Here is a 17,226-nt window from a genome sequence, read left to right on the forward strand (position 1 = left end):
TATTCTGTGCATAGGGATTCGCAGTTAGATGCTGCATTTACAGCTGAATAAGAGCCTCCAGAAGCTGCTATTTTACATAAAAGCGATGCAGGTTGATGGATAGCGGTCTTTAGGGGCTCTTATAATGAGAAATCATTGGAAAATAGAGCAAATTCGATTTGATAAAAGCCTTTAGAAGCTTCTATTTGGGCTAAAAGTAATAAAAATGGACGGTTTGCAGTCTCTAGAGACTCTTATTTCAGAATTCATTGGAAAATGTTAAAAAATAGCAGTCTTTGGAGGCTCGTCCTCTGAAATTCTTTTTGCTTTTTGCAAACATATGAAAATGAAGTTTGATAGTTTCATAGATTTTGTCAATGAATATAGTGATTGGTTGGAGGAACGCAAGGTGGCCCAATATACGCCGATGATTCAGCAATACTTAGCCGTGAAGGCGCAAGTCCCGGATGCTTTTTTGTTCTTTCGTCTGGGTGATTTCTATGAAATGTTTTTTGATGATGCGATTAATGCCTCGCGTGAGCTGGAGATTACGTTAACAGGCAGAGAAGGCGGCGGCGACGAGAAAATCCCGATGTGCGGTGTCCCTCATCACGCGGCGGACAATTACATGTCTCGGTTAATCGAGAAAGGGTATAAAGTCGCCATATGCGAGCAGGTTGAAGACCCTGCTGAAGCCAAAGGTGTCGTGCGGCGTGAGATTGTTCGTATCGTTACGCCGGGAACCGTTATGGATAGCAAGCTTCTAGGCGAATCGAGCAATAATTACATCGTTTCCCTAGTGAGTCAGGAACACGGTTATGCCTTTACGGCATGCGATATTTCAACGGGTGAGCTGTATACAACACGGCTTGCTAACTCATGGGAACTCGTCGTAGACGAACTTAATGTATACAACCCATCGGAGATCATTACGGATAAGGGCTTATTAACAACAATTCGAGAAACTGGCCTAACTTGGGGACGCACTACGGTGCTGACGGAATGGACGCAAGCGGATGAAAAGCTGTTGGATGAGCATTTTGCTGAGGATGCTGCACTGCCCAATTTATCAGCTGTGAACCGACAAGGCGTTGCCTTACTGCTTGCTTATTTAAAAGAAACGCAGAAGCGAGCATTGACCCATGTGAAGCATATCCGGATATATGAGCCCGATCAATTCATGACGATGGATCCTTTTACACGCAGGAATCTTGAACTCGTTGAAACGGTACGTGAACGCGCGAAAAAAGGTTCTTTGCTTTGGCTGCTGGACAAAACAGTAACTGCGATGGGCGCTCGGATGCTGCGCCGTTGGATCGAAAAGCCGCTCATGAGCGTGTCACGCATCGAAGAGCGGCTGGAAGCAGTCAATCTGCTCTACAATCAGCTCATTATCAGAGAAGATGTGAAGCAAGCGTTGAAGGAAGTCTACGACTTGGAGCGTTTAGTTGCTCGTATTTCCTACGGGAATGCGAATGCTCGCGATATGATCGCTCTCAAGCACTCCTTGCAGCAGGTTCCGCTGCTTCAAGAAGTATGTGCAGCTTCCGGCTCCGAAACGCTACGCAAACTCGTCGAAAATATGGATGCCTGTGAGGATGTTATGTCGTGGATTGCTAACGCAATTGAGGACGAGCCTCCTGTATCTATTCGGGATGGCGGAATGATCCGCGAAGGCTACCAGCCGTACTTAGATCAACTCCGGGAAGCAAGTAAGAACGGAAAGCAATGGATCGCGGAGCTTGAGCGTCAGGAGCGGGAGGCGACGGGCATCAAGTCGCTCAAAATCGGCTACAACAAAGTGTTCGGTTACTTTATTGAGGTCACCAAAGCGAACATGTCCGCGCTGCAGGAAGGCCGCTACGAACGCAAGCAGACGCTTGCGAATGCCGAGCGCTACGTAACGCCGGAGCTCAAAGAGAAAGAAGCGCTCATTCTGGAAGCGCAGGATAAAATGGTTGATCTGGAGTATGAGCTGTTCACGGAGCTTCGCGACCGGATCTCCGAGCATATCTCCAGATTACAGAAGCTGGCGGAAGTGATCGCTACCGCCGATGTTTATCAGTCACTGGCCACGGTCAGCGCGGCGCATCACTACCGCAAGCCGGAGATCGGCGAAGGCTTCGATCTCGAGATTGAAGAAGGTCGCCACCCTGTCGTGGAGGCGGTTATACAAGACGGCTCGTTCATCGCGAACGAAACGAGCCTGCTGCTGGATGAGGGCCGCATTCTGCTGATTACCGGACCGAACATGGCCGGTAAAAGTACCTATATGCGGCAGGTTGCCGTGATCTGCCTGATGGCGCAGATCGGCTGTTTCGTACCTGCCAGATCTGCGCGCATTCCGGTCACCGACCGAATCTTCACGCGGATCGGCGCTGCCGATGATCTGATCGGCGGTCAGAGTACGTTCATGGTCGAGATGATGGACATTCAAGTGATGACCGAGAAGGCGACCAGCAAGAGCCTTGTCATCATCGATGAGCTTGGCCGTGGCACCTCGACCGGGGAAGGGATGGCGATCGCGCAGGCGGTCATCGAGTTCCTGCATGATCGGATCGGCTGCAAGACGCTCGTTTCGACGCATTTCCACGAGCTTGCGCATCTGGAAGAAAGCCTCTTGCATCTGCGCAACCACTGCATGGCTGTGAAAGAGAGCGGCAGGCAGGTGACCTTCCTGCGCAAGCTCATTCCCGGGGCAGCGAGTACGAGTTACGGCATCTATTGTGCCGAAATCGCAGGGCTGCCCGAGGACATCATTCAGCGCTCCTATGAGCTGCTGAATGGGTTTGAAGAGCGGGCGGCGGGTGCTGCGCAGGTCGCCGCAGCGACGGCTGCCGTCCCGCCTGCGGCAGCTCCCATACAGCAGCTGTCCCTCTTCGAGGAGGACAGCACGGCAAACACGTCCGTCAAGAAGAAGCAGACGGACGGCAAGTCTCAGCTGGTGCTCGACCAGCTGAAAGGGATTGATTTAATCAATATGACGCCTTTGCAGGCGCTCAATTTAGTATACGAATGGAAGCAAAAGCTGCAATAACTTGCTTTGCACGTTCTTAAGTTTCCTAGCCCCATTTTTGCAACATAAAGGCCTACTTATATAAATTCGAGGAGAGACGCACATGAAACAACCAAGCATGAGAACAATGAAGGTTACCCTAGCACTGGCGTCGGCTCTTATGACGGTTTTGCCCTTAAATGCGTTGGCACAAGAAGATTTACAAACACAGCAAGTCAGAGAAATCATTGGCAAGCTGCATGTGAGTGGTGTAACAGAAGAAGCGCTAGCGAATCAAAGCATCAAGCAAATGATAGAAGGTCTGAAAGATCCATATACCGTATTTTTCAGCCAAGAAGAGTACGGGCAGTTCTCCAGCTCCTTAGAAAATAATTACGTTGGCATGGGCGCTAGAATCGGAATTGATGACAAAGGTGTGTTTTTATCCGAGATTTTTGCAGGTTCATCAGCTGAATCAGCCGGCTTGCAGCGTGATGACTATGTCCGTGCTGTGGATGGCGTTCCTGCTTCTACAACCTCTATCGACGAAGTCAGAAACAAAATTGTTGGTGTCGCAGGGACGAAAGTTAATGTTACCGTTCAACGCGGCGACAAAGAATTAACCGTAGAAATTACACGTAAAGGGATCAATGTACCAGAAGTGTATAGCAAGAGCTTCACGAATGGTGTTGGTTACATTCAAATAACGGATTTCTCCAGTGATGCGGACGAGGATTTTGATAAACAGCTTACAGATCTGCAGGCAAAAGGTTTGAAATCTTTGATTATTGACGTCCGTAATAATCCAGGAGGTCTTGTGGATACGGCTCAGAACATTGCCAAGCATTTTGTCAAAGAAGGCGTTCTGATTCATACAAGAGATCGCAATGGTGTAGATGATCCGGTGTTGATCTCAGGCGGAACGGAATTGTCTATTCCAGTTTATATTTTGGCCAATGAGTATAGCGCAAGTGCTTCGGAAGTGCTGTCAGGCGCTCTCCAGGACTACAACGTTGCCAAAGTGATCGGCATGCAAACGTACGGTAAAGGAAGCGTACAACAGCTTTATCAATTGGATAAAAACAGTGCGCTGAAAGTGACAGTTGAAGAGTACTTAACGCCGAATAAGCGTAAAGTCAACAAAGTGGGAATCACACCGGACATCAAAGTGGACGGGGCTTCTGCTCAACTGATTACCGCTTTACAGACAGCTGGGATCAAAGATATTAACGTCGAGATTTCCAAGCACAAAGTAACTTATAACGGTGTGGAAATCGGAAGCGGTTTCGGTAATTTCCATGAAAATGGCAAATTATATGCATCAACACGCGGCCTAGCGGCACTTGTTGGAGCTACGATTACATGGAACGAGAAGACTCGTACGGTCGATGTTTCCGATAATAAAGGTACGTATGCCATACCAGTTGAAGCTGACAAGCTAATCATTGAAAATGGGACTAGCTACGTCAATGTTGATCTTTTCGATGATTATTTTCCACAGCTGCAAGTGAAGGATCAAGGGGAGAATGTTTCCATTCGTGCTGTAAAGGGGAACTAAGAAATATGGGCAAAATCCAGCTCTTAAGCGAACATATTGCGAACCAAATCGCAGCAGGGGAAGTGGTTGAACGACCTTCTTCCGTGGTGAAAGAACTCGTCGAGAACTCGGTAGATGCCGGCAGTACTCGGATTGATGTGACCATTGAAGAGGGCGGTCTTCAGCTAATTCGAGTGTCCGATAACGGCTCTGGGATGGCTTTGGAAGATTGCGAATTAGCTTTTCAGCGTCATGCGACGAGTAAAATCGCAACAAGTAAAGATTTATTCTCGATACGAACGTTAGGCTTTCGCGGGGAGGCTTTGCCGAGTATCGCGTCCGTGTCCAGGCTAGAGTGTGTTACTAGCTCTACAAATGATGGACTGGGGCGGAAAATTTCCATTGAAGGCGGCACGATTCGCAGTGTCGAAGAAACGGCTGCTTCTCGTGGGACGGAAGTGTCTGTGAGGGAATTATTTTACAACACTCCGGCACGGTTGAAATATATGAAAACGATCCAAACCGAGCTTGGCCATATCTCTGATTATTTATATAGATTAGCGCTGGCTCACCCCGGTATCGCCTTTTCTTTGAAACATAACAGCAATCTCCTGCTTCAAACGTTGGGCAATGGAGACTTGCTTCAAGTTATCGCTGGCATCTACGGTACGGCAATCGGCAAGCAAATGCTTCCTCTCCAAGTGGAAAGCTTGGATTATACGATCACGGGCTTCGTGGCGAAGCCCGAAATGACCCGCGCGAACCGTGGCGGCATCTCGACCATTGTGAATGGTCGTTACGTGCGCAACTTCGCGCTGAATCAAGCGCTGCTGCAGGGTTATCATACCCTGCTGCCGATCAACCGCTACCCGGTAGCTGTGCTGCACATCGGGATGGACCCTGCCTTAGTGGATGTGAATGTGCATCCATCTAAGCTTGAGGTTCGCTTCAGTAAAGAAGCGGAGCTCACCGCGTTAATTGAAGCCGAAGTGAAACGGCTTTTTGGAAGGCAGGTGCTGATCCCGCAAGGGATGAAGCCTGCAGCACCTAAGGGCGCATATGTACAGGAACAGCTGGATCTTACAAGAACGGTTGAGCCAGTAAATGGATCAAGCTCAACTACTCCGGCAGCTTCAACTACGATACCTACACCGCTTCCTGATTCTACGATTCAACGTGTATTCGTGGATTCAGACCGCATGGTTATGCCGCAGGTGAAGGAGACCGTTACATCGTATCGACCAGAATCGGTGTCAACTTCCCATCCACCTGCAGCAGAGCCGCAAAGAAGCTCGACTGCTCCGACAACTTCTGGATCGGGAGCTTCCTATTCGAGCCGTCCGTCATCGTCATCAAACAACAACTACACGTCTCCTGTTGGAGGTAATCCCAGAAGTTCGTCGATTCAACAGCAACGCCGAACGAATGAAGCGTTCATGGACTTACTGCCCTCGAAACAAGAAGGCGAGGCTCCTATGCTTCCCGCTTTTCCAAGATTGGACCCGATCGGTCAAATGCATGGCACTTATTTGGTCGCCCAAAACGAAGAAGGCTTGTTCCTGATTGATCAGCATGCTGCACATGAACGCATTAACTATGAATATTATTACGAGCGTTTTGGCAATCCTGCTGAGGCGAGCCAAGAATTACTCGTTCCTATTACTTTAGAGTTTACTCCGTCTGAAGCAGGTATTATTGCTGAAAAGCTGTCGCTTTTTGAACAGGCAGGCGTGTATATGGAGGCTTTCGGGGGGAATACGTTTCTTGTCCGTGCGCATCCACACTGGTTTCCTTCAGGAGAAGAGAAGGGGATCGTCGAAGAAATGTGTGAGTGGGTCCTCAGTGAGAAAAAGGCTGTAGATATCGCGAAACTAAGAGAAAAGGCGGCTATTATGTGCTCTTGCAAAGCATCGATCAAAGCGAATCAAGGACTTAGTGTTCTTGAGATGGAAACACTCATCGATCGGCTCTCAGGCTGTCGTAATCCTTATACTTGCCCGCACGGACGGCCAATTGTCGTCAGCTTTACGACTTATGAACTGGAAAAAATGTTTAAGAGAGTGATGTAAACCCGTGTTAGTGACAACTTCGTATAATCCATCCAGTGATTTGTTGGACAAAGCCGTGCGATTGGCTGCTGAATATGACGGCCGAGTCGTACCCCGAAGGAAGTATTCTTTGGAACATCTTAGGAATAATTATAAGGATGATACCCTTCTGCTTGTGACGAGAGATGAGATCAGGTACTATGGAGAAGACCAACCTGCGTACTTTTTTCATCCAAGTATGGCCCTCGTTCGTGTCAAACGTATGCAGCGAGGAGAAGCCGATTTATTGATTGAGGCTTCTGGTGCAGCATTTGGCGATAATATCGTGGATTGCACAGCAGGTTTAGCGTCGGATTCTATCGTGTTCTCCTTTGCTGTCGGCCCACAGGGAAGCGTCATGGCACTTGAAAGCGAAAAGATTCCCGCTATGCTGATACAAGAGGGTTTAGCCGTTTATGAATCGGAAATTCCCGAGCTTAACGAGGCTATGAGGCGCATCACGGTTAGAAAGACACATCACCTCGCGTATTTGCAGCAATTGGCGCCGCAAAGTGTAGATGTTGTCTATTTTGACCCGATGTTTCGCAGTCCGATTGAGGAATCTCAAGCGATCTCTCATCTTAGACGCAATGCGAACGATGAAGCTGTCAGTATGGCATCTATCGAAGAGGCTAAAAGAGTTGCACGCAAGAGCATTGTGCTCAAAGAAAACAGAGACAGTAAAGAATTTGCCCGGCTCGGGTTCGAGCATGTATTGCGATCGACGACCAAAACAACGTATGGAGTGATTCGACTGTGTTAGCCCCATCAGCCAAGCCGAAATTACTCGTGCTACTAGGTCCTACGGCAGTTGGCAAGACCAAGCTAAGTTTAGAAATCGCTCAGAAGTTTGGCTGCGAAATTATTTCCGGAGATTCCATGCAAGTGTATCGAGGAATGGATATTGGAACAGCCAAAGCGAGTGAAGCTGAGCAGAAGATTGTCCCGCATCATTTGATTGATATTCATGATCCATCCTATCCTTTTTCGGCGGCTGAGTTTCAAGAGCGTGTAAAGTCTTTGATTCTGGACATTCATTCGCGTGGAAAGCTTCCATTTATTGTAGGAGGTACAGGCCTTTATATCGAGTCTGTATGTTACGATTATCAATTCACGGAAGTCAGTATGGATGAAGCGTTCCGCCAAAAACAGGAAGCGTTCGCTATTGAGCATGGGGACGAGGCGCTGCATCAGAAGCTGCGTGATATTGACCCTCAGAGCGCTGATCGACTTCATGCCAATGATCGTAGACGCGTAATACGAGCACTTGAGATTTACTATATCTCAGGTGAAACGATGACAACCCATTTGGCGGCCCAGAAAAAAGAATCTCCTTACGAACTATGTATCATTGGACTGACGATGGATCGTGCCCGGCTGTACACGCGTATTGAGGAACGCATCGACGCGATGATGCAGGAGGGTCTTATCGAGGAAGTTCAATCGATCCTTGCCGCAGGCTGTCCCAAGCAAGCGATTTCCATGCAGGCACTCGGTTACAAAGAAATCGTCAGCTATCTGGAAGGTGAATTGAGTTTAGAGGAAGCGATAACGCTGCTCAAGCGCGACACGCGCCGATTTGCCAAGCGCCAATTGTCATGGTTTCGGCATATGAAAGACATTCACTGGGTGGATGTGACGGAATCAACAAATTTTTCTGCCCATTTCCAATTTATTAATGATATACTAGCAGGAAAGTTTGTACATAAAATTGAATATAATTAATAAATACACCAATAGAAAATAGCGCCTTCTGGCGATAGTTTCATTCCATTAAGGGGGACCACTGATGAACAGATCCATTAATATCCAGGACAATTTTCTTAATCAACTACGTAAAGAAAGCATTCCCGTTACCGTATATTTAACCAATGGGTTTCAAATCAGAGGACTAATTCGCGCTTTTGACAACTTCACGATCATCATTGACAGTGAAGGACGTCAACAAATGGTTTACAAACATGCCATCTCCACCTTCACGCCGCAACGAGCTGTTTCTTTAATGGCTGCTGCTGAAGCTTCGGAATAAAACGTACTCGTACGTTAGTTTTGCAACTTTTTTATGGACTGAATCGTCTAACCGAATAGAAACTTGTGGAGCAACCTTGTTTAAGGTTGTTCTTTTGTTGGTTACTACAAGAGAGAAATGAACAACGAGGGAGTCGATGGATTTGGAGAAACCTACGAATAAGAAAACAGCTGCGAATACAAAGACGAAACCACAAGGAAGCAACAAAGGCTCTAAGAAAAAGAGATTTAATGTTCGCCAATTTATTATGGGTTCGATTATTGCTGCTATTCTGGCTATTATTTGTGCACTGGGCATTTATATCGTCGTTATTATGAACGGCTTTAAGATTCTCGATAACAACATTGACAAGATTGATACGGCGAGTGAATCGACGCTTATTTATGCGCAAGAGGAAGGGAAAGATAAGCCTGCGACAGAAGTTGGCAAAATCTATAAAGGTGAAAATCGAGAAAGTGTGAACATCAAAGATGTTCCGGAGCGATTAAAGCAAGCCTTCATTGCAACGGAAGATCGTCGGTTTAACGAGCATTCGGGTGTTGATTTTATATCCATTGGTCGAGCGCTTGTTAAAGATATTATTCATATGAGCGCTGTAGAGGGTGGAAGTACAATTACCCAGCAGCTTGCTAAAAATGTGTTCCTCAGTTCCGAGAAAACAGCATTTCGTAAAGGGACGGAAATGTCCATCGCTTTTGCCTTGGATGAGCGGTTCAGTAAGGATGAAATCCTTGAGAAATATTTAAACCGTATTTTCTTCGGCAGTAATGCCTATGGCATAAAAGCGGCAGCTAAGGTGTACTTCGGTAAATCCAATTTGAATGATTTGAAGATATGGGAAATGGCGACGCTAGCTGCTTTGCCAAAAGCTCCGTCGAAATATTCGCCACTCACACATCCGGACTTTTCGAAGGAACGTCGAGCTGTCGTTCTTAGGCTGATGACTGACCAAGGCTATATTACAGAGGCCGAGCGTGCTGAAGCTGCAGCAGTGGATTATGTTCCGCCTGCAGCGTCTAGTCAAGGCACCAAGGATTACGCGACTTACTTGGATTATGTGGTAGATGAAGCTGAAAATGTGTATGGCATCGATGAAGATGAACTGCTGACCAAAGGCTACCGAATCTATACGACCATGAATCCGAAAGCGCAAAAAGTGATGGAGCAGACTTATGCAAATCCAAGCTTTTTCCAGAAGGATGCTTCGGATGGCCAAAAGATTCAGAGTGCCATGGTGATTATGGATAACAAAACCGGCGGTTTGATGGCAATGATAGGCGGCCGGGATTACAGTACAAAAGGCTTCAGTCGGGTCTATTCCAAAAGACAGCCGGGGTCATCGTTCAAGCCGATAGCGGCTTATGGTCCAGCGCTTGAGAGCGGGAATTATACACCGTATTCCATCTTGGATGATACGCAGACAACTTTCGGTAACGGGACGTACTCTCCACGTAACTATGACCGTACTACGCATGGGCAAGTGACGATGTTTGAGGCCGTCAAAAAGTCTTATAATTTGGCTCCTGTTTGGTTATTAGATCAACTTAAAGTATCGAAAGCGATTGATTTTGCGAATAAGATCGGGACTCCGCTCAACAAAGAAAAGGACAAGAACTTGTCCATTGCACTGGGCGGACTTACGGATGGCGTTTCTCCCTTGCAAATGGCGACGGCCTACACTGCTTTTGCTAACCAAGGTATGCAAAACAAAACGCATGCGATTCTGCGCATTACGGATGCGCAAGGTAAAGAAATCGCCGCTTACAAGCCAGAAAAGAAACAGGTTATTCAGCCTAAAACTGCTTACTACATGACGCTGCTGCTTCAGGGCGTAGTAGAACCAGGAGGTACAGGAACCAAAGCGAAATTCAATCGTCCTGTAGCTGGCAAAACGGGTACAACTGGACTGGACATCAAGGGAATTGAACAATATGATCGTGATGTGTGGTTTGTCGGGTATACGCCGGAGTGGACAGCAGCTGTGTGGGAAGGCTTCGATAAAGTAGATGCAAAGCACTATGTCACAATCGGCAGCGGAAGCCCGTCATCTATTTTTAAAGAAGTCATGTCGAAGTCGCTGGAAGGGCGACCTGTGACGAACTTTGTGAAGCCAGATGGGGTGCCTGATCTAACGGAACCGCCAAAAGGGATCACGGATTTAACTGCTGTGTATTCACCTGAAACGAAGTCGGTTAAATTAGCCTGGACCTCAATAGGAGAGAAGATCGCTTATCAGGTGTTCCGAAAAGGTACCAAAGACACAGAGCCGAAGATGCTGATTCAATCGGCAACAACTGATGTGAATGATACGACTATTAGCAGCGAAGAAACTTATCAGTATTATGTTGTACCGATTAATTTGGACTCAAATTTGGAAGGTGCTAAATCGAATGTCGTGTCCGTCGAAATACCGAAAGATGGCACGTTGCCTGACGGTACGAAGCCATCACCTTCACCAACGGTCTCGCCATCTACATCACCTGGCAAGAATCCTTTAGAGCCGACGCAGTCACCAGGTACGAAGCCTACGCCATCGCCTGGAAGCACGAATAAGCCTGGCGCTAGTCCGACTCCAAGTTCCGGCATCAGTCCAAGCCCTACTCCTACCCCATCTCCAGCTAACAAGCCAGTTGATGGTACCGAGGAAAAGCCGAAGGATGGCAAGCAAGACGGGGGACAAGTTATTGTACCGAAGTTATAGTAACATGTTACTTTAGCGGGGTCTTTCGGATCGAAGCTGCATGGTCGTTAGCGATGATTTTCATGTTTAAATAGGCAATAGAAGCATATTTTGCTGCTGAAACGATGAAAAACAACCTTATTGGACATGGTTTGATCTTAAATAGAGATGTACATGCTAGTTAGGGATGAATTTCATCCTTAAGTCATCATGACTAGCCATTAGTCCTATTTAACGATGAAAAACAGCTCTATGGGGGAATAGCTGTATCTTGCTATATAAAACAAAACTAGACCCGCATAATGCGGGTCCCACACTAAACTACATACCATTGACGGAGGAATTTTCAATGAATTTGCCTTTCAACATGCTTAAACCAGCTAAGCTAGTACCACTCACGCTAATCGCGTTAACGTTAATCGCATCGGCCTGCGGCAACAAGCCTACTGAATCTGCCGGCGGCACAGCAACGCCTAAGAGTGGCGCAACGGCACCTGCTGCTTCTTCTGCAGCATCCCCAGCGGCATCGCCAACTGCAGCTCCCAAGCAATGGAGCAAAGCGCCGGATATGACGATCGACCCGAGCAAAACGTATCAAGCTGAAGTCACAACGTCCAAAGGATCATTTACCATTGATCTGTTTGCCAAGGAAGCACCGAAAACTGTTAACAACTTCGTGTTTCTGTCCAAAGAAGGCTTTTATAACAATGTGACGTTTCACCGTATTATCAAAACATTCATGATTCAAACCGGTGATCCACTTGGTACAGGCAGAGGCGGTCCCGGCTACAAGTTTGCAGATGAGCTGAAAACAACGCATAAATATGAACCCGGCATTGTCGCGATGGCGAATTCCGGTCCCAATACGAATGGCAGTCAGTTTTTCATTTGTTCGGGAGAAGATTGTGCGAAAAATTTAAATCCCCAACCAAACTATTCGATTTTCGGCAAAGTAACAGCTGAGGGCATGGCAACTATAGCTAAAATTGCCGAAACACCTGTTGAAATGGGTGGTGAATCCACACCAAGCAAGCCAAAAGAAAAAGTAACGATTAATGCGATTGACATTAAAGAAAAATAGAATAACATATTCTAAACAGTGAAGGATGGATAGGAGAGAAAACCGCGTGAAACAACCATGTTTATTGTTCCATGGATTCACCGGTGGACCTTATGAGGTTGAGCCGTTAGCAAGGCATTTACGTGAACGCGGACAGCTTTGTGAGGTTCCGATACTCCCGTGGAACGGGGAATCCAGTCATCAATTAAAAGCATCACATTGGGAAGATTGGGTACGCGAAGCTGAAAAGCATGCGGAGCGAATGACGATCCAATATGGATCATTTGATATGGTAGGCTTCTCAATGGGAGGGCTGCTTGCCGCTTATTTATCCGTTCGATATCCGGTTCGGAGACTGATCCTTTTGAACACGGCAGTCATTTATGTCAGTCCTAGAAGAATGCTGGATGTCATTCGAGATGAGTGGAAATATCAACGGAAAATCAGCTTTACTAAAGCGAAATCCACACCGCTTCGAGCTACATGGCAATTCACACAACTTGTGCGGCATTTGAAACCAGAACTAAGTCAGGTAAGTATTCCGACACTCATCGCGCAGTCTGAAAAAGATCAAGTTATTCATCCGCAAAGTGCGCGGTACATTTATAGTAAGCTCAAAGGACAGCGCGAGCTGCATTGGCACTCGAGATCTAATCATTTGATTTGTCTGAGTGAGGATGCGGCCACGTTGTTTCGACAAGTCAGTGCATTTTTGGATAAGGAGTAGCAAGGATGACTGTACAGCCAAACATGAATAAGAAACAACGAGCCATCTCTCCAACACCGAAAAAACGCCGACGAACTGGGCAAAAATCTACGTTCAACCGTATGCTTACGAAAGTGTTTCGAATTGTAGTTACTGTTTTCATCTTGCTTGTCGCTTGGATCGTCTATATCCAGTGGAAGGTTCAAATCGCTCCTGATCAAACGCTGCCTAAGCAAGTTGACGTGGGTATCGTTCTAGGTGCTTCCTTGCGCAAAGACATCCCGAGCCCTGGCCTCCAGGAGCGTCTAGATTTGGCTGTTGATCTTTATAAACAGGGACGATTCAAACAATTGATCGTCTCTGGAGGTATGGATAATAACGGCTCCAAACTAACGGAGGCGGAGGGCATGCGTAATTATTTGGTTAAACAAGGGCTTCCGGCCAAAAGTATTTTGATAGAGCCGCGAGCGACGAGTACCTATGAGAATTTGCTTTACAGCAAGAAAATTATGGACGAGCAAGGTCTTGTAAGTTCGATTATTATGACCCATCAATTTCACGGTTCTCGTTCACTCGATATCGCGGAAACAATTGGTTTGAAGCAGCCTCTCATTTCCTCTACGAAGTCAAAGGTGCTCTTCATGCCTTACCATGAAGCGAGAGAAACGCTAGCTTACACGAAGTGGTATTGGACAAAGCTGTTATTGATGGTAGGCATATGAGATAACAAAGAAGCATGACCGTAAGCGGGATTTACCCACTTGCTGGTCATGCTTTTTTTATTGTACCTCAGTTATCCGTTTACGATGGCTCCACCGTTCACATGCAAGATTTGACCCGCCATGTAGGATGAATCCTCACTTGCAAGGAAGACATAGCTGGCCGCGAGTTCACTTGGCTGACCGGCTCGTTTCATGGGTGTCGTCGAGCCGAACGTGGCAACTTCCTCGGCGGTGAACGTAGAAGGAATGAGGGGCGTCCAGATCGGACCAGGAGCCACACCATTCACGCGTATACCTTTTGCATTCAATTGAAGAGACAGGGAGCGTGTGAAGGTGACAATGGCCCCTTTCGTAGCGGAATAATCGAGCAGCTGCTCATGACCGTGATAAGCGGTAATAGAAGCCGTATTGATAATTGCGCTTCCGGATTTCAAGTGGGGAAGTGCAGCCTTGGTCAAATAAAAGAAAGAGAAGATATTGGTTCGAAACGTCCGCTCCAACTGCTCCGAAGTGATATTCTCGATGCTAGGCTGAGGATGCTGTTCTGCTGCATTGTTTACTAAGATATCGAGTTTGCCAAACTTCCCGACAGCTTGCTCTATGATTTGCATGCAGAAATTCTCATCCCCCATGTCTCCAGCAACATGCAGACACTTTCGTCCGGCCTTTTCCACATGACGCTGCGTCTCTTCCGCATCCGTATGTTCGTTCAAATAGACCAATACGACATCTGCACCCTCCTTGGCATAGGCAATCGCGACCGCGCGGCCAATTCCGCTATCGCCTCCTGTAATCAGAGCGACTTTATCCTTAAGCTTGCCGGCTGCTTTATACCCAGAATGCTCAAAGACAGGAAGAGGATTCATCTTTGCTTCAATGCCTGGCTGCTGGTCCTGATGCTGGGGCGGGAATATCGGTTTCTTTTCTGTTGCTGTTGCCATGTGTTTGTTACTCCTTTCATCCTAGTCAAATTCTTTGTTAGGATGATACAAGGGGCTGTAAATCATACTTAATTCGGTAATGATAGCCATATTTAGGTTGGTAGCCCAGCTTTTCATATAAAGTAACCGCGGGTTTATTGGAAGAAACAACTTGTAAATATAGCTTGGCAGCACCATGCTCCATACTCCATTCCGTTAATGCGTGCATGAGGACGTACCCGAGTCCTTGGCCTCGGTGGTCTTCCTGGATAACGACGTTTACAAAACCAGCCCATTCGTCCTCCACAATAGCTGTGCCTAACGCGATGATTTGGTCGTTTCGTTTCAGCTTTAAGAACCCTTTCGGAGCTGGCATTCGCTCAAATAGACCGCTGTAGCTATCTCTGCGCTCTTCGGGAAACTGTTCAAGCTTGAGAAAAACGTCAAGCCACTCCGCATCTGCTGCTTCTGCCCATTCCATTTGGACGGACGATTTATTTTGCATCATCTTATATTGTGCGTTATCGGATACTTGCTGACTGGAAGCGGTCATCACCACACACGGTGTATCTATCGCATATCCTTTTGTTTGAAGAAATTCATCCAGACCCTCGGGGGAAGCATCGCTAATATGAAAAATTGAGGGTAAACCAAGGTCTTGATAGAATTGCTCTATTTTCGCAAGCCAATTAGGATCATTTGGATATTCGCCTATGGCAAGCACACTGTTTGCACGTTTAGTGACGCCTCGGGAGGCCCGTAGGAGCCAATTATCCATGGAAACAGATGACTCGGCAGGCCACGTGTTTGAAGCCACAGTATCGATAGCGATATAAAAGTCTGGTTTTTCGTTCATTTTCAGCATTCTCCTCCTCAAGTAAGTTTCCAATATTATAAATAAATTTATAGAGTTATGTATATAAAATAATCGCGCTCTGCCAAAGTGGAAAAATATCATCCTTTGATGTAAGCTATGAAACAATAGGAGGTGGATTTTCTTGGAACTCATTATTCGTACCGCACAATTAGAAGATTACGAAGCCGTGAATGCGATCATTCGAGTAGGGCAGGAAGAGCATGCGGATGCATTGCCGGAGCGTTTTGCCAAGTTAGATCACGTTGTTGCTATGGGGTGGTACCGAAGCTTTTCAGATCAACAGAACAAAGTGATTTTGGTAGCGGAGAATGAGGGTTTGGTCGTTGGGGTAGCTATGCTGGAAATGAAGAAATCGCCTACCTATGAAGCGCTTGTCCCTCGAACTTTTGCGTATTTAAATGAACTGGCCGTCTCACCGGACTTTCTGCGTCAGGGCATTGGTACTAAGTTATATGAAGCTTCTATTGCCTGGGCTAAGGAGCGTTCGGCTGCTTCACTAGAATTAAATGTATGGGAATTTAATGAGAGTGCTATTGCCTTTTATAAATCCTTAGGGATGTTTACCTTAAATCGAACCATGACGACTGAGATATGATCAACAATGAAGGAGTATGATTATGCTTTTTATCGATAACGAAGGAATCACTGATCCCCGGATTAATTTAGCCATTGAGGAATATGCCCTTAGACAACTCCCTAACGATGAGAGTTACTTGCTTTTTTACATCAACGAACCGTCCATTATTATTGGCAAAAATCAAAATACACACGAAGAAATCAATCCCGAATATGTCAAAGAGAATAACCTTCATGTGGTTCGGAGATTATCGGGTGGCGGAGCCGTGTACCATGATTTGGGCAATCTGAATTTCAGCTTCATTACAAAGGATGACGGGAACTCTTTTCACAATTTTCAAAAGTTTACTGAACCCGTTGTTGAAGCACTTCATAAGCTTGGTGTTGAAGCGGCTTTAACGGGCCGCAATGATATCCAAGTCGGTATGCGCAAAATTTCGGGCAATGCACAGTTTGCAACCAAAGGCAGGATGTTCAGTCACGGAACGTTACTTTTCGATTCAGAAATCGAAAACGTTGTTTCTGCCCTTAAGGTTAATCTCGATAAGATTCAGTCCAAGGGCATTAAATCGATTCGCAGCCGGGTCGCTAACATTATCGAGTTCCTGAGCGAGCCTATTACGATGGAGGAATTCAGAAATAAGCTGCTTGCTTCTATTTTCAATGCTGAGGAGTCGGAAGCTCCCAAGTACAAGCTTTCTGAGGAGGATTGGGTCCGTATTCATGAGCTATCGGAAGAACGCTATCGGAACTGGGACTGGAACTACGGGAAATCACTTAAAAGTACGGTTCAGAACTCCAAACGCTTCGAAGGCGTTGGTACAATTGATATTCGTTTAGATATTGAAGAAGGTCATATTCATGATTTGAAAATATATGGGGACTTCTTCGGAGCTAGCGATGTAACTGAACTAGAGGAAACGCTGCGTGGTTCGAGGTATGAAGAGTACGCAGTACGAGAACGGCTGTCAGGTGTGGAATTGCAGCGTTACTTTGGAGCGCTGGATTTGGATTCTTTTGTAGATTTGATGATGTTAAATTAGTGCAAGGAGGGGGGG

Annotated in this window: 14 protein-coding genes; 12 read left to right on the forward strand and 2 right to left on the reverse strand. The window is 46.5% G+C overall.

Annotated elements, in window-relative coordinates; genetic code table 11:
• Nucleotides 1-388: 388 nt before the first annotated feature.
• The 10 genes from mutS (at nt 389) to G519_RS0101915 (ending at nt 13,795) form a co-directional block, all read left to right on the forward strand.
• A complete protein-coding gene (gene mutS / locus G519_RS0101870) occupies nt 389-3,016 on the forward strand; it encodes a DNA mismatch repair protein MutS (protein WP_029193225.1) in 2,628 nt (875 codons plus the stop codon).
• 82 nt (nt 3,017-3,098) lie between these two features.
• A complete protein-coding gene (locus G519_RS41345; RefSeq protein WP_051252993.1) occupies nt 3,099-4,532 on the forward strand; it encodes a S41 family peptidase in 1,434 nt (477 codons plus the stop codon).
• A gap of 5 nt (nt 4,533-4,537) precedes the next feature.
• Entirely contained in the window at nt 4,538-6,580 is a 2,043-nt protein-coding gene (gene mutL, locus G519_RS0101880) for a DNA mismatch repair endonuclease MutL (RefSeq protein ID WP_029193226.1), read from the forward strand.
• 4 nt (nt 6,581-6,584) lie between these two features.
• Nucleotides 6,585-7,361, forward strand: coding sequence for a class I SAM-dependent methyltransferase (locus tag G519_RS0101885; protein ID WP_029193227.1), 777 nt, complete (start codon nt 6,585-6,587; stop codon nt 7,359-7,361).
• Nucleotides 7,355-8,323, forward strand: coding sequence for a tRNA (adenosine(37)-N6)-dimethylallyltransferase MiaA (gene miaA / locus G519_RS0101890; RefSeq protein ID WP_029193228.1), 969 nt, complete (start codon nt 7,355-7,357; stop codon nt 8,321-8,323). The genes G519_RS0101885 and miaA overlap by 7 nt, the downstream gene beginning before the upstream one ends.
• Nucleotides 8,324-8,387: 64 nt before the next feature.
• The gene (hfq, locus tag G519_RS0101895; RefSeq protein ID WP_029193229.1) at nt 8,388-8,627 is read left to right on the forward strand and encodes an RNA chaperone Hfq; all 240 of its coding nucleotides are present in this window, start codon (nt 8,388-8,390) and stop codon (nt 8,625-8,627) included.
• 142 nt (nt 8,628-8,769) lie between these two features.
• Complete coding sequence (locus G519_RS41350; RefSeq protein WP_161632898.1) at nt 8,770-11,328, forward strand: transglycosylase domain-containing protein; 2,559 nt, start codon at nt 8,770-8,772, stop codon at nt 11,326-11,328.
• Nucleotides 11,329-11,656: 328 nt separating this feature from the next.
• Entirely contained in the window at nt 11,657-12,388 is a 732-nt protein-coding gene (locus G519_RS0101905; RefSeq protein WP_244279975.1) for a peptidylprolyl isomerase, read from the forward strand.
• A 46-nt stretch (nt 12,389-12,434) separates the two neighbouring features.
• Nucleotides 12,435-13,094, forward strand: coding sequence for an alpha/beta hydrolase (locus tag G519_RS0101910; protein WP_244279976.1), 660 nt, complete (start codon nt 12,435-12,437; stop codon nt 13,092-13,094).
• A gap of 5 nt (nt 13,095-13,099) precedes the next feature.
• Nucleotides 13,100-13,795, forward strand: coding sequence for a YdcF family protein (locus G519_RS0101915; protein WP_051252994.1), 696 nt, complete (start codon nt 13,100-13,102; stop codon nt 13,793-13,795).
• A gap of 71 nt (nt 13,796-13,866) precedes the next feature.
• Here G519_RS0101915 and G519_RS0101920 read toward each other — a convergent pair whose 3' ends face one another.
• Nucleotides 13,867-14,736, reverse strand: coding sequence for an SDR family oxidoreductase (locus tag G519_RS0101920; RefSeq protein ID WP_029193233.1), 870 nt, complete (start codon nt 14,734-14,736; stop codon nt 13,867-13,869).
• 37 nt (nt 14,737-14,773) lie between these two features.
• Entirely contained in the window at nt 14,774-15,571 is a 798-nt protein-coding gene (locus G519_RS0101925) for a GNAT family N-acetyltransferase (RefSeq protein WP_029193234.1), read from the reverse strand.
• 142 nt (nt 15,572-15,713) lie between these two features.
• Between G519_RS0101925 and G519_RS0101930 the strand changes: the two genes are divergently transcribed.
• Together G519_RS0101930 and G519_RS0101935 are read left to right on the forward strand one after the other, a co-directional pair.
• Nucleotides 15,714-16,187, forward strand: a complete 474-nt coding sequence (locus G519_RS0101930) for a GNAT family N-acetyltransferase (protein ID WP_029193235.1) — start codon at nt 15,714-15,716, stop codon at nt 16,185-16,187.
• 22 nt (nt 16,188-16,209) lie between these two features.
• On the forward strand, nt 16,210-17,211 hold the full coding sequence (locus tag G519_RS0101935; protein WP_029193236.1) for a lipoate--protein ligase: 1,002 nt from the start codon (nt 16,210-16,212) through the stop codon (nt 17,209-17,211).
• The last annotated feature ends 15 nt before the right edge of the window (nt 17,212-17,226 follow it).

Source organism: Paenibacillus alginolyticus DSM 5050 = NBRC 15375 (assembly GCF_000422905.1).
In the GTDB taxonomy this organism is placed as follows: Bacteria; Bacillota; Bacilli; order Paenibacillales; family NBRC-103111; genus Paenibacillus_E; species Paenibacillus_E alginolyticus.

Coding starts and splice junctions, on each gene's coding strand:
- G519_RS0101920 (WP_029193233.1), bottom strand. CDS start 14,736: ATGGCAACAGCAACAGAAAAGAAACCGATATTCCCGCCCCAGCATCAG.
- hfq (WP_029193229.1), top strand. CDS start 8,388: ATGAACAGATCCATTAATATCCAGGACAATTTTCTTAATCAACTACGT.
- G519_RS0101925 (WP_029193234.1), bottom strand. CDS start 15,571: ATGAACGAAAAACCAGACTTTTATATCGCTATCGATACTGTGGCTTCA.
- mutL (WP_029193226.1), top strand. CDS start 4,538: ATGGGCAAAATCCAGCTCTTAAGCGAACATATTGCGAACCAAATCGCA.
- G519_RS41345 (WP_051252993.1), top strand. CDS start 3,099: ATGAAACAACCAAGCATGAGAACAATGAAGGTTACCCTAGCACTGGCG.
- G519_RS0101935 (WP_029193236.1), top strand. CDS start 16,210: ATGCTTTTTATCGATAACGAAGGAATCACTGATCCCCGGATTAATTTA.
- G519_RS0101905 (WP_244279975.1), top strand. CDS start 11,657: ATGAATTTGCCTTTCAACATGCTTAAACCAGCTAAGCTAGTACCACTC.
- G519_RS0101915 (WP_051252994.1), top strand. CDS start 13,100: ATGACTGTACAGCCAAACATGAATAAGAAACAACGAGCCATCTCTCCA.